Source organism: Stenotrophomonas sp. YJH_SMC_79 (assembly GCF_059367995.1).
This window is the reverse complement of the sequence record NZ_JCAFRK010000001.1, coordinates 362,407-375,030: the sequence shown is the minus strand read 5'-3', so window position 1 is coordinate 375,030 and position 12,624 is coordinate 362,407. Positions and strand designations below refer to the sequence as shown.

Genomic DNA, 12,624 nt, shown 5'->3' with positions numbered 1-12,624 from the left:
ACAATGTCGATTGTCATCCGCGACGTGCGCGAGCACGAGCTCGATTCCGTCCTGGCTTTGAACAACAACGCTGGCCTGGCCATCCTTCCCCTGGATGCGGCCCGCCTGCGCCTGTTCTATGAAACCGCTGAGTATTTCCGCGTCGCCGAGCGCGACGGCAACCTGGCCGGCTTCCTGATCGGCTTCGGCAGCGACAGCCAGCACGACAGCAGCAACTTCGCCTGGTTCAAGCAGCAGCTGGACACCCCGTTCTTCTACATCGACCGCATCGTGGTCGCCAGCCGCCGCCGCGGCGGTGGCGTCGGCCGTGCGTTCTATGCCGACGCGCAGAGCTTTGCCGAGCTGCGCTACCCGCAGATGACCTGCGAAGTCTTCCTCGACCATGGCGCCGATGCCGCCCTGCTCTTCCACGGCAGCTTCGGCTTCCGCGAGCTGGGCCAGAACACCATGGCCCAGGTCGATGTGCGTGCCAGCATGCTGGCCAAGGAACTGTGCAGCTACCCGTGGGTCCAGGAGACCTACGGCGGCAAGCTGCCGGATGTGGCATGGACACGCGCCCGGCAGCTGCCGGCGCAGGCACAGCGGCCGACGGGGACCTGAGCGTGGCGGTGAATTTCGATTACGAACAGGCCGGTGAACTGAAGATCGGCCAGGTGGGCATCGCCAACCTGCGCATCCGTACCCTTGATGTCGAACGCCTCGTGCAGGAAATGCGCGAGCGCGTGACCCGCGCGCCGAAGCTGTTCGGCCGCGCGGCGGTGATCCTTGATTTCGGCGGCCTGAGCCAGGTGCCGGACGTGGCCACCGCGCAGGCGCTGGTCGATGGCCTGCGCAGCGCCGGCGTGCTGCCGGTGGCGCTGGCCTATGGCACCAGCGCGGTCGACCTGCTCTCGCAGCAGCTCGGCCTGCCGTTGCTGGCCAAGTTCCGCGCCCAGTACGAACGTGCCGAAGCCGAACCGGCTCCGCCGCCCGCGCCGGAACCGCGCCGCGCCGCACGTACAGAGCCGAAGCCGGCCCCGGCCGCACCGGTGGCCAAGGTCGCCGATGCGGCCGCACCACAGCCAGGCCGCATGCAGCTGGGGAACGTGCGTTCGGGCCAGCAGCTGTACGCGGAAAACTGCGACCTGACCGTGATGGCCACTGTCGGCGCCGGCGCCGAGGTCATCGCCGATGGCAGCATCCACATCTACGGCACCCTGCGCGGCCGCGCGCTGGCAGGGGCCCAGGGCAACACCGCGGCACGCATCTTCTGCCGTGATTTCCATGCGGAACTGGTGGCCATTGCAGGCCACTACAAGGTACTGGACGATGTCCCGGACAACCTGCGCGGCAAGGCCGTGCAGGTCTGGCTGGAACAGGACCAGATCAAGATCGCTGCGCTGGACTGACGCAGCCCCAAACTAATGCAGAACCAGGAGAAGTCCTTTGGCTGAAATCATCGTAGTCACCTCCGGCAAGGGCGGCGTGGGCAAGACCACTTCCAGCGCGAGCCTGGCCTGTGGCCTGGCGCGGCGCGGCAAGAAGGTGGCGGTGATCGACTTCGACGTCGGCCTGCGCAACCTCGACCTGATCATGGGCTGCGAACGCCGAGTGGTGTACGACTTCGTCAACGTCGTGCACGGCGAAGCCACCCTCAAGCAGGCCCTGATCAAGGACAAGCGCTTCGACAACCTGTACGTGCTGGCCGCCTCGCAGACCCGCGACAAGGATGCACTGACCCAGGAAGGCGTGGGCAAGGTCCTGAAGGACCTGGCCGCCGATGGCTTCGACTACATCATCTGCGACTCGCCGGCCGGCATCGAGAAGGGTGCGTTCCTGGCGATGTACTTCGCCGACCGCGCGGTGGTGGTGGTGAACCCGGAAGTGTCCTCGGTGCGCGACTCCGACCGCATCATCGGCCTGCTGGATTCGAAGACCCACAAGGCCGAATCCGGCCAGAACGTGCCGGCCTTCCTGCTGCTGACCCGCTACACCCCGCTGCGCGTGGAAACCGGCGAGATGCTCAGCATCGCCGACGTCGAGGAAGTGCTGGGGCTGAAGGCCATCGGCGTGATCCCCGAATCGGGCGACGTGCTCAATGCCTCCAACAAGGGCGAGCCGGTCATCCTGGATGTCGAATCCGCCGCCGGCCAGGCGTATGACGATGCCGTCGCGCGCATCCTCGGCGAAGATCGCCCGATGCGCTTCACCAGCGTCGAGAAGAAGGGCTTCTTCAGCAAGCTGTTCGGAGGGTAAGCATGGGCCTGTTCGATTTCCTCAAAGCGAAGAAGACCACCGCCGAAACCGCAAAGAACCGCCTGCAGATCATCATCGCGCAGGAACGCAGCCACCGCGGTGGCCCGGACTACCTGCCGCTGCTGCAGCGCGAGCTGCTGGAAGTGATCAAGAAGTACGTGAACATCGACGTCGATGCGGTGAAGGTCGACCTGGTGAAGGATGGCCAGCACGATGTGCTGGACATCTCCGTGGCGCTGCCTGAAGGCCCGGACAAACCCTGATGCCCTGCCCCGCCCGTGCCTGCATGGGCGGGGCTGCCTGACCCGCATGACCGATACGACAACCGCCGTGGACATCACCTGCGTGGGCGACATCGCCTTCGCAGATGCGCAGTGCCTGCTCGCCGCGCATGGCCTTCGGCTGCACCACGTGGCGGCCGGTGAACCGATTCCCGGTAGCTACTGGGGCGAGCCCGAGGCGGGCATCATTGCCAGCAACGTGTACGTGCGCGATGACACCCCCGTGCATTCGATGCTGCACGAAGCCTGCCACCTGATCGTATTGCCACCGGAGCGGCGCGCGCAGGTGCACACCGATGCCACCGATTCGGTGGCCGAGGAAGACGCGACCTGCTACCTGCAGATCGTGCTGGCCGGGCAACTGCCCGGCGTCGGCAGCCAGCGGCTGATGGCCGATATGGATGCCTGGGGGTATACGTATCGGCTGGGATCTACCCGGGCGTGGTTTGAAGAGGACGCCGAAGACGCGAAGGCGTGGCTGATCGAACGCGGATTGCCGGTGGCATAGAGCATCGGTAGTGCCGGAATCACCCCTGCCCGGCCAGCGCGCGCAGGGTGATGCCGACGATGTAGGCCAGGTACGTGCCGGTGGCGTAGCCCATCGTGCCCAGCAGCACGCCCACCGGCGCCAATGCCGGGTGGAACGCGGCGGCCACCACCGGCGCCGAGGCCGGGCCCCCGATGTTCGACTGCGAGCCGATGGCGAAGTAGAAGAACGGCACTTTCAGCAGCTTGCCCAGGCACCACAGCAGCACGATGTGCACACTGATCCAGATGATGCCCAGCAGGAACAGCCACGGGCGATCCAGCAGCGCCAGCAGATCCATCTGCATGCCGATGCAGGCAATCAGGAAGTACAGCAGCAGCGAGCCCAGACGCGATGCACCCGCGCCCTCGAGATTGCGCGCACGGGTGAAACTGAGGCTGAGGCCCAGCGTGGTCGACAGCACCACCACCCACACGAACGGTGCGTCCAGGCTGAACTGCGCGGCCCAGCTGACGTTGGCCTTGAACCACGCCGCCAGCGGCGCACCGATCGCATGCGACAGGCCGACGCCGCCGAAGGCCACCGCCACGATCAGCATCAGGTCGGTGAGGCTGGGAATGCGCTCGTGTTCGGCCTGGAAGCGCGCGATACGCTCCTTCAGCTCATCGATGGCCGAGGTATCGGCGCCACTGCGTGCATCGATCTTCGCGGCACGACCGGCCAGGAAGATCAGCGCGGCCATCCACACGTAACCGACACCCACGTCGACCACTGCGAACTGGCCGAACGTGGTTGCGTTGACGTCGAACACTTCGCGCATCGCCAGCATGTTGGCGCCACCGCCGATCCAGCTGCCGGCCAGCGCGGCCATGCCGGCCCAGGTATCACCGGCCACTGTTTCCGGATGCACCGCGCGCATCAGCAGGAAGGCCACTACCGCGCCGAGCATGATGCTGGCCGATGCGCCCAGGTACATCAGCACCAGCTTCGGGCCGAGCCGCAGGATGCCCTTGATGTCCACTGCCAGGGTCAGCAGGATCAGCGCCGCCGGCAGCAGGATGTCGCGCGCGATCGGGTTGTAGAGCTTGGTGTTCTGGCCGTCGATCAGGCCGACAGTGTTGTAGATGCCGGGAATCAGGTAGCACAGCAGCAGCGCCGGCACGAAGGTGTAGAAGCGCTTCCACAGGCCCTGCTCGCGCGAGGCGGTCCAGAACACGGCGCCGAGGGTGGCGGCGATCAAACCGAAGACGACGATGTCGTTCTGGATCATGCAGGTGCTCTGGGTAGTGCCGGCCGCTGGCCGGCTGCTGTTGGCGGCAGATCAGGAAGGTGTGCCGACCAACGGTCGGCACCCACCGGTACAGCAGATGGTGAAACAAAAGCGCCGCCCCGAAGGGCGGCGCTGCAGTCATCAGTTGCCGATGTGCTGCTTCAGCCAGGCATTGACGGTGTCGTGCCACAGGATGCTGTTGTTCGGCTTCAGCACCCAGTGGTTCTCATCCGGGAAGTACAGGAACTTCGATTCGATGCCCTGGCGCTGTGCAGCGGTGAACGCAGCCAGGCCCTGCTCGACCGGAATGCGGAAGTCCTGCTGGCCGTGGATCACCAGGATCGGCTTCTTCCAGTCCGCCACGTGGTTGACCGGGTTGAACTTCTCGTAGTTCGCCGCCTTCTGGTACGGGGTACCGCCCTGCTCCCACTCGGTGAACCACAGTTCTTCGGTGGCGTAACCCATCATGCGCTGGTCGAACACGCCATCGTGGTTGACCAGGCACTTGAACGGGCTGTTCCAGTTGCCGGCGATCCAGTTGACCATGAAGCCGCCATAGCTGGCACCCAGCGCACAGGCCTTGTCGCCGTTGAGGAAGGAATACTTCTTCAGCGCCGCGTCCCAGCCCTTCTGCAGGTCTTCCAGCGGGCGGTCGCCCCAGTGCTGGCTGATCGCATCGGTGAAGGCCTGGCCGTAGCCGGTGGAACCGTGGAAGTCGATCATCACCACCGCGTAGCCCTGGCCCGCGTAGGTCTGCGGGTTCCAGCGGTAGCTCCAGCCGTTGCCGAAGCTGCCCTGCGGACCGCCGTGGATCAGGAACGCCACCGGGTAGGACTTGCCTTCCTGGTAGTTGTGCGGCTTGACCACGTAGCCGTGCACGGTGTCGTTGTTCCAGCCCTTGAACTCGAACTGCTCGTAGTCACCGAAGGACACGTCCTTCAGCACGTCGCCGGCGGCCGGGGTCAGCGCGCGCAGTTCGCCGATGGCTTCGCCCGCGGCCGGCAGCAGGCCAACCAGCACCTGGTCGTTGCTCTTCAGGCTGTTGCGGGTGATCGCCACGCTGGTGCCAGCCACATCGACCGAGGTCACGCTGCCGTCGCCGATCAGCTTGGTCGCCTTGCCGCTGGCCACGTCGATCTGGAACAGCGGGTGCTCGCCAAGGTCATCGGCGGTGGTGTAGATGCTGGCGCCGTCAGCGGACAGGGTGATGCCGCCGGCCGAACGGTCCCACTGCGGGGCGATCTCGCGGGTCTTGCCGCTCGCCAGGTCCATTGCCATCAGGCCGAAGCGGTCGGCCTCGAAGCCCGGGCGCTTCATCGCACGGTAGAACAGGGTCTTGCCGTCGGCGCTGAACACCGGGCCGGCATCCCAGGCCGGGTTGGACGCGGTCAGGTTGACCGGCGCCTGCTTGCCGGCAGCGTCGAAACGGTACAGGTCGAAGTTGGTCGACCACGGTTCCTGCTTGCCGGCCACGCGGATGCTGGCCACCACGCTCGCGCCATCCGGCGACCACACGAAATCGTCATTGCCACCGAACGGCTTGGACGGTGCATCACCATCGATGGTGGCGCTCAGCGCCGAAGCGCCCTTGACCGGACCGGCCTTGGCTGCCGGCAGCGGCGCCACGAACAGGGTGTTGCGGCGGCCATCGTTCCAGGTATCCCAGTGGCGCACGAACAGCGAGTCGAACACCTTGCCGCTGGCCTTGGCACCGGCGACGTCCTTCAACTTCTTCTCTGTGCAGGCCAGGTCCGAGGCACAGGCCTGGAACACGCCGGCGCTGAACAGCACGCGGTCGTCCTGCGGCGACACGTGGTAGCTGTCCACGTCGACCGCGAAATCGGTCAGCTGGCGCGGGGTGCCACCGCTGAGCGGCTGCGCGTACAGCTGCTGGCTGCCGTTCTTGGCGCTGAGGAAATACACCGTCTGGCCATCAGCCGACAGCGAAGCGGAATTGACGTTCCAGCCGACCGGGGTGATCTGCTTCGGCGGCGCCGCATCGCGGGTGCGCAGGTTGCGTGCGAACAGCGCGGTGGAGGCCTTCAGGTTGGCGTCCACACTGCGCTTGGCGAACACCACGGTGCCGCCGTCAGCGGTCAGTACCGGCGCGGAGACGCGGTCCATGGCCACCATGTCGCGGACTTCCAGGCCACGGGCAGCGGCAACGCTGGGCAGGGCAGCCAGCAGGCTCAGTGGCAGCAGGGCATGACGCAGTTTCATCGGGGTCTCCGCAGGACGGCAAAAAACCGATGGTAGGCCCGTGCGGCCGGGGCTGCCAAGGCCATCGGTCATGGCCGGGGACGGGTCGATGCCTTCGCCAGAAAAGGCAAACCGCGCCGTAGCGCGGTTTGCGGTAGTGCCGGCCGCTGGCCGGCCCTACCGGGTCAGAGCCCTTCCCTGCGGGAAGGGATCCGACCCCGTGGGTGTTACGCCACGGCGCGCTTGCCGGTGCGGTAGATCAGCCAGCCGACCAGGAACAGCACGGCAAGGCCGATCCACTGTGCGCCCGGCAGGTGGAACGGCACGGCCAGCACGTCGGCGCGGCTGCTGACCACGATCGGAATCGCGATGGCGATGCCCATCAGTGCCTCACCGGTGATCAGGCCGGCGGCGAACAGCACGCCCGGCTTGTGCACGCGGTCGCGGCCTTCTTCGTCATCCGCGCGCACCTTGTGGAAGCGCTCGACCAGGTAGGCGATCAGGCCACCGAGGAAGATCGGCACCATCAGTTCCAGCGGCAGGTAGATACCGATGGCGGCGGCCAGCACCGGCACGCGGAAGCGGGCGTTGCGCGACTTCAGCCAGCTGTCGAAGGCGATGATGGCGGCACCGACCACGGCACCGATGCCAATGAAGGTCCACGGCAGTTCACCGCCGAACAGGCCCTTGGCCACCGAGGCCATCAGGTTGGCCTGCGGCGCGGCCAGTGCGTTCGGATGCAGCTCGGACTTGACGCCGATGCCGTAGGCAGTGGCCAGCAGGTTCAGCACCGGAGCCATGATCAGCGCGCACGAGAACGCACCGATGCCCAGCATCAGCTGCTGCTTCCACGGGGTGGCGCCGACGATGTAACCGGCCTTGAGGTCCTGCAGGTTGTCACCGCCGACCGCGGCGGCGCAGCACACCACCGCACCGATCATGATCGCGGCCACCGCACCCAGCGGCGCACCGCCGGCACCGACCGGCTTCAGGCCATCGGCACCCAGCAGCACCACCAGCACCGCCGAGGCGAACAGGATGGTGGAGATGGTGATGCCCGACACCGGGTTGTTGGACGAGCCGATCAGGCCGGCGAGGTACGCCGAGACCGAAACGAACAGGAAGCCGGCGACGATCATGATGAGGGTCATCGGGATCGACACGTGCCACTGGCCGACGATGGCCTGGTACAGGGCCAGCAGCGGCAGCACGAAGGCCACCAGGGCGACCAGCATCCACTTCATCGGCAGGTCGCGCTCGGTGTGCGCCAGCACCGGGCCGCCGCTCTTGCGGGCAGCCGCGAAGCCGCTCTTGACGCCGTTCAGCAGCGACTTGCGCAGCGAGATCAGGGTCCAGATGCCACCGATCAGCATCGCGCCGACGCCCAGGTAGCGCATCTTCGCGCCCCAGATGGCGAACGCGGCTTCGGTGGACGAAGCGGTGGCAACCGACGCGGCCAGTGCCGGATCGGTGTTCATGAAGAACGCCTGGTAGATCGGGATGGCGATGTGCCAGGTCAGGATCGAACCGGAGACCACCACGATGCCGACGTTGAGGCCGACGATGTAGCCCACGCCCAGCAGCGCCGGCGACAGGTTGGTGCCGATGAAGGCGGTGACCTTGGAGCTGCCGACGTAGGCCGAGGTGGCCCAGGCGTCCGGAATCAGGCGCATGCCGCTTTCCGCGGCCAGCTTGACGAAGGCACCGATCACCGCCGACAGGCCGAGGATCTTCAGGCCCGGGCCCGGGTTCTCACCGGCCTTGAGCACTTCGGCGGCGGCCTTGCCTTCCGGGAACGGCAGCGGGTCTTCAACGATCATCGAACGGCGCAGCGGCACCGAGAACAGCACGCCCAGCAGGCCACCCAGGCCGGCGATGCCCAGCACCCACCAGTACTTGAAGTCCGGCCAGTAGCCCATGATCACCAGCGCGGGGATGGTGAAGATCACACCGGCGGCGATCGACGAACCGGCTGAAGCGCCGGTCTGCACGATGTTGTTTTCGAGGATGGAGCCACCGCCCAGCAGGCGCAGCACGCCCATGGAAATCACCGCGGCGGGAATGGCGGTGGCGATGGTCAGGCCTGCGAACAGACCGAGATAGGCGTTGGCCGCTGACAGCACCACCGCCAGCACGATGGCCAGGGCCACTGCGCGGAAGGTGAGCTGCTTGGGCGCAGCGTCGTGGTTCATGGAAGCCCCTGCTGGCAAAAAATCCCGATCACGCTAGCGTTCAGGGGGCGGCAAGTCCAGTGCGGTTCGGGAGGGTTGCGGCCAGGTCGGCAGTGAGATAGTCGCTTCTGGCCAAACTCGGCCAACGCATCAAGCGCATGAGGCACATCCCGGAGGGCTGCTGGGCCTCGCTGTCTCCTTGTCCTGCAGAGGCCAGGCCAACCAGTACTGCAGCATTCCAGCCAGCACCGTTTGAAGTGCCTCAACGCCCCGTGCATCGTGTTCATGAACTGAACCCATGACGCTGAGCTGCCCGATGAACAACCCACTGCGGATCCGCCCGATCAAATCACCGGTCGTGGCTCTCGTGACCCTGATCTGCCTGATGCCGCTTTGCGATTACGCATCTGCTTGGAGCCGCATTGGCGCAGTCGAGATCACTGACCACGCCGGCAAACCTTGTTTCGGACTACCCAAGAAAGAGCGCAAGCGTATCGGTAAAACTCCGGAGGTGTTTGGTGTGGAGGTGCATGACGCAATTACTCCACCGCTGCGGCGGCAATGGTCTTTCTACTTTGCCCATCCCGCATCAATCCCACTTCCATCCGGAGCCTGCGTGGTCTACGGAGAAGTGCCAGCCAACGCCATTTCAAGGCAAACGGCGATGCCGCTGCAGCCCGGACGCCTGTACGACGTTTCGCTGTCGGCCACCAGGACCGGCGCCACGCAACACCACAGCGCCCGATTCTGCTTGAAGGCCAACCCTGACGGGAGCCTGCGAGCGATCCAGGTCCACTACGACGAGGCGCTGGGCTGGAGCCCCTCGGTTTGCCTGCCCTGAGCCGACGCGCGCGCTCGTCGGAACAGCTCAGCACGCGCTGGAAAGACGTAATTGTTATGTTATATCCTGTCACGCCGACCGAACCTCGTACGTGGCCCCCTCCCCCACTACCCGCCTGGCCTCCATCGACCAGCTGCGCGGCACCGTAATGCTGTTGATGTTGCTGGACCACGTGCGCGAGACCTTCTTCCTGCAGCATCAGGTAAGCGACCCGCTGGACGCGGCGACGGTCTCCCCTGCGCTGTTCGCCTGCCGTCTTCTGGCCCACCTGTGCGCACCCGTGTTCGTCCTGCTGACCGGCCTGTCGGCCTGGCTGTATGGCCAGCGCCAAGCGGATCCGCGCCGGGCCACGGCCGCCTTCCTGCTCAAGCGAGGCCTGTTCCTGGTCGTGCTGGAACTGACCCTGGTGAATTTCGCCTGGACCTTCCAGCTGCCGCCGGACACGCTGTACCTGCAAGTGATCTGGGCCATCGGACTGAGCATGATCGCGCTGGCTGGCCTGCTGTGGCTGCCGCGCCCGGCCCTGCTGGTGCTGGCAGTCGCGGTGGTGGCCGGGCACAACCTGTTCGACAACGTACGGCTGCAAGGCAATGGCCTGCTGGCGGTGTTGTGGAAAGTGCTGCACCAGCGCGACTGGATCGAGGCCGGCGCGCTGCGCCTGCGCACCTCCTATCCGGTACTGCCGTGGATCGGGGTGATCGCTCTGGGTTATCTGATGGGGCCCTGGTTCGCCCACGAGCGCGCGCCGGAGCAGCGCCAGCGCTGGCTGCTGTGGGCAGGCGTCGGCGCGCTGGCCCTGTTCGCATTGCTGCGGTTCGCCAACGAGTACGGGGACGCCCCCTGGCAGTACCAGACCACTGCGCTGCGCACCTGGCTGAGCATCCTCAATGTGACCAAGTACCCGCCGTCGCTGCAGTTCCTGCTGCTGACCCTGGGCGTGGGCGTGTTGCTGCTGCGCCTGTACGAATGGCCGCCACTGGCGCGTGCGCTGCGCCCGCTGGCCGATATCGGCGCCGCGCCGATGTTCTTCTACCTGCTGCACCTGTACGTGCTGAAGGGGCTGTACCTGGGCGCGCTGGCAGCCTGGGGGCCGACACATGGCGAGTTGTATGCCCTGGATTCGGTCAGCGGCCTGCTGCTGGTGGCCTGTGCGCTGGCGGTGGTGCTGTACCCGCCAACGCGGGTATTCGCGCGGTTCAAAGCACGAAGGCGCGATCTGCCATGGTTGCGATACCTGTGAGCGGCGGCAGCCGGGGGAGCGCCGGCCATGCATGGCGTGGTTCCACCAGCGGCTGCCTGCCCAGGCCCAGAGGCCTATAATCGCGCCCTTTCCGCTGTCCGCGCTGTCGATGACCGTTGCCGCTCCTGCCTCCGACGACTTCCTGGGCCACCCCAAGGGCGTCTACGTCTGCTTCTTCACCGAAATGTGGGAGCGCTTCTCGTTCTACGGCATGAAGGCGCTGCTGCTGCTGTACCTGACCAAGTACCACCTGTTCGGCGACAAGGCCGGCCTGGACCTGCTCGGTGCCTATGGCGGCCTGGTGTACTGCATCCCGGTGTTCGGCGGCATGCTGGCCGACCGCTGGCTGGGCATGCGCCGGGCGGTGCTGTTCGGCGGCATCCTGCTGGTACTCGGCCACCTGGGCATGGCCTTCGAGGGCCATGCGGCCTACCGGGTCAACGGTGAAGTGGTGCGCGACACCTCGGCACTGGCGGTGACCTACCTGTCGCTGGCGCTGATCATCATGGGCGTAGGCTTCCTGAAGCCGAACATCTCCACCATCGTCGGCAAGCTGTACGCCAAGGACGATCCGCGCCGCGATTCGGGTTTCTCGCTGTTCTACGCCGGCATCAACCTGGGCGCGCTGTTCTCCTCGCTGGTGTGCGGCTTCCTCGGTGAAGCCTACGGCTGGAAATACGGTTTCGGCGCCGCCGGCATCGGCATGCTGGCCGGCCTGGCAATGTTCCTGTGGGGCCAGAAGTACCTGCAGGGCCATGCCGAACCACCGCAGCCGGCGGCATTGAAGCAGAAGGTGCTGGGCCTGCCACGCGAATGGCTCATCTATCTGTGCGCGGTGCTCGGCGTGCTGCCGGTGGCGTGGCTGATGTGGGCGGCCGGCAACGGCGCGTTCGCGCTGGGCGGTGAAATCAGCCTGGCGCTGATGCTGATGCTGGTCGTGCTGGGCGGCGTACTGGTCTGGTTCGCCTGGTTCACCGGCACCAAATGCACGCCGGTACAGCGCCAGCAGATGATCGCGCTGATGGTGCTGATCTTCATGGCGCTGGTGTTCTTCACGATGTACGAGCAGTCCTACGGCTCGTGGGTGACCTTCACCGACCGCCTGCTGACCAAGGACATCGTGCCCTCGCTGGTGATCACCGGCGGTACCCCGCTGCCGTGGTCGATCATCTCGCTGCTGCTGGCACCGCTGGGCTTCGTGGTCAGCGCGCGGCTGTCCGAGCGCCGTCCGGGCTCATCTGCACCGCGCACCTTCTTCGCCGCCATCGTCGTACTGATGCTGGTGCTGCTGGTGCGCGACTGCCTGGTGATTCCGCAGACCGCCGGCTCGCTGACCTACCTCGGCGGCCTGTTCCTGGTGCTGCTGGCACCGGCCTTCGCCGCGCTGTGGACGTGGATGGACCGCCGTGGTTGGGAACCGGGCAAGCCGGTGAAATCGGCCTGGGGCCTGGTGATCGGTGCACTCTCATTCGTCCCGCTGGCACTGGCCGCACAGCAGGTGGGCGCCACCGGCGAGATGGCCAGCGTGTGGTGGCTGGTGCTGGCCTACTTCCTGCTGGCCAGCGGCGAGATGTGCCTGTCGCCGGTCGGCCTGTCGGCGGTGACCCAGCTGGCCGTGCCGCGGGTGATGAGCCTGATGATGGGCACCTGGTTCCTGGCCACCGCGTTCTCGGAAACGCTGGCCGCCTTGTTCGGCAAGCTGGCTGCGATCGAGGTACCGGAAGGCGAATCGCTGGACATGGTGGCCGCGGCCGGTGCCTATGCACACCTGTTCTGGCTGCTGATGTGGATCGGCCTCGGCTGCGCGCTGGCGGCCTTCATTGCCGCGCCGCTGCTGAAGAAGATGATGCACGGGGTGAAGTAAGCCCACCCACAGGCAGGAACCGGGGCGGCGGATGAA

At 66.2% G+C, this 12,624-nt stretch carries 11 protein-coding genes; 8 read left to right on the top strand and 3 right to left on the bottom strand.

What is annotated here, in order from left to right; translation table 11 throughout:
* Positions 1 to 3 precede the first annotated feature (3 nt).
* Genes AC5P57_RS01865 through AC5P57_RS01845 form a run of 5 tightly spaced genes read left to right on the top strand, consistent with a single transcriptional unit; the run spans position 4 to position 3,024 of the window.
* On the top strand, positions 4 to 600 hold the full coding sequence (locus AC5P57_RS01865) for a GNAT family N-acetyltransferase (RefSeq protein ID WP_005408535.1): 597 nt from the start codon (positions 4 to 6) through the stop codon (positions 598 to 600).
* Positions 546 to 1,388, top strand: coding sequence for a septum site-determining protein MinC (minC, locus tag AC5P57_RS01860; RefSeq protein WP_262236136.1), 843 nt, complete (start codon positions 546 to 548; stop codon positions 1,386 to 1,388). Before AC5P57_RS01865 ends, minC begins: the two co-directional genes overlap by 55 nt.
* Before the next feature lie 37 nt (positions 1,389 to 1,425).
* Positions 1,426 to 2,235 (top strand): septum site-determining protein MinD, encoded by an 810-nt coding sequence (gene minD / locus AC5P57_RS01855; protein ID WP_005408533.1) that lies wholly within the window; start codon positions 1,426 to 1,428, stop codon positions 2,233 to 2,235.
* Between the two features lie 2 nt (positions 2,236 to 2,237).
* On the top strand, positions 2,238 to 2,498 hold the full coding sequence (gene minE, locus AC5P57_RS01850) for a cell division topological specificity factor MinE (RefSeq protein WP_005408532.1): 261 nt from the start codon (positions 2,238 to 2,240) through the stop codon (positions 2,496 to 2,498).
* A 46-nt stretch (positions 2,499 to 2,544) separates the two neighbouring features.
* Positions 2,545 to 3,024, top strand: a complete 480-nt coding sequence (locus tag AC5P57_RS01845) for a hypothetical protein (RefSeq protein WP_099553002.1) — start codon at positions 2,545 to 2,547, stop codon at positions 3,022 to 3,024.
* 19 nt (positions 3,025 to 3,043) lie between these two features.
* On the opposite strand, the gene AC5P57_RS01840 is transcribed toward AC5P57_RS01845, so the two are convergent.
* From AC5P57_RS01840 to AC5P57_RS01830, 3 genes are all read right to left on the bottom strand, one after another.
* Positions 3,044 to 4,273 carry a DUF819 family protein gene (locus AC5P57_RS01840; protein WP_099553003.1) on the bottom strand — a complete coding sequence of 410 codons (1,230 nt, stop codon included), beginning with the start codon at positions 4,271 to 4,273 and terminating at the stop codon, positions 3,044 to 3,046.
* A 141-nt stretch (positions 4,274 to 4,414) separates the two neighbouring features.
* Positions 4,415 to 6,493 carry an alpha/beta hydrolase family protein gene (locus tag AC5P57_RS01835; protein WP_262236134.1) on the bottom strand — a complete coding sequence of 693 codons (2,079 nt, stop codon included), beginning with the start codon at positions 6,491 to 6,493 and terminating at the stop codon, positions 4,415 to 4,417.
* 206 nt (positions 6,494 to 6,699) lie between these two features.
* Positions 6,700 to 8,664 (bottom strand): OPT family oligopeptide transporter, encoded by a 1,965-nt coding sequence (locus AC5P57_RS01830; protein WP_099553005.1) that lies wholly within the window; start codon positions 8,662 to 8,664, stop codon positions 6,700 to 6,702.
* A 295-nt stretch (positions 8,665 to 8,959) separates the two neighbouring features.
* Between AC5P57_RS01830 and AC5P57_RS01825 the strand changes: the two genes are divergently transcribed.
* The 3 genes from AC5P57_RS01825 (at position 8,960) to AC5P57_RS01815 (ending at position 12,588) form a co-directional block, all read left to right on the top strand.
* Complete coding sequence (locus AC5P57_RS01825) at positions 8,960 to 9,484, top strand: hypothetical protein (RefSeq protein WP_262236133.1); 525 nt, start codon at positions 8,960 to 8,962, stop codon at positions 9,482 to 9,484.
* A gap of 91 nt (positions 9,485 to 9,575) precedes the next feature.
* Positions 9,576 to 10,724, top strand: a complete 1,149-nt coding sequence (locus AC5P57_RS01820; RefSeq protein WP_262236132.1) for an acetyltransferase domain-containing protein — start codon at positions 9,576 to 9,578, stop codon at positions 10,722 to 10,724.
* Between the two features lie 109 nt (positions 10,725 to 10,833).
* Complete coding sequence (locus AC5P57_RS01815; RefSeq protein WP_262236281.1) at positions 10,834 to 12,588, top strand: peptide MFS transporter; 1,755 nt, start codon at positions 10,834 to 10,836, stop codon at positions 12,586 to 12,588.
* The last annotated feature ends 36 nt before the right edge of the window (positions 12,589 to 12,624 follow it).

Coding starts and splice junctions, on each gene's coding strand:
- AC5P57_RS01865 (WP_005408535.1), top strand. CDS start 4: ATGTCGATTGTCATCCGCGACGTGCGCGAGCACGAGCTCGATTCCGTC.
- minC (WP_262236136.1), top strand. CDS start 546: ATGGACACGCGCCCGGCAGCTGCCGGCGCAGGCACAGCGGCCGACGGG.
- minE (WP_005408532.1), top strand. CDS start 2,238: ATGGGCCTGTTCGATTTCCTCAAAGCGAAGAAGACCACCGCCGAAACC.
- AC5P57_RS01845 (WP_099553002.1), top strand. CDS start 2,545: ATGACCGATACGACAACCGCCGTGGACATCACCTGCGTGGGCGACATC.
- AC5P57_RS01840 (WP_099553003.1), bottom strand. CDS start 4,273: ATGATCCAGAACGACATCGTCGTCTTCGGTTTGATCGCCGCCACCCTC.
- AC5P57_RS01835 (WP_262236134.1), bottom strand. CDS start 6,493: ATGAAACTGCGTCATGCCCTGCTGCCACTGAGCCTGCTGGCTGCCCTG.
- AC5P57_RS01830 (WP_099553005.1), bottom strand. CDS start 8,664: ATGAACCACGACGCTGCGCCCAAGCAGCTCACCTTCCGCGCAGTGGCC.
- AC5P57_RS01825 (WP_262236133.1), top strand. CDS start 8,960: ATGAACAACCCACTGCGGATCCGCCCGATCAAATCACCGGTCGTGGCT.
- AC5P57_RS01815 (WP_262236281.1), top strand. CDS start 10,834: ATGACCGTTGCCGCTCCTGCCTCCGACGACTTCCTGGGCCACCCCAAG.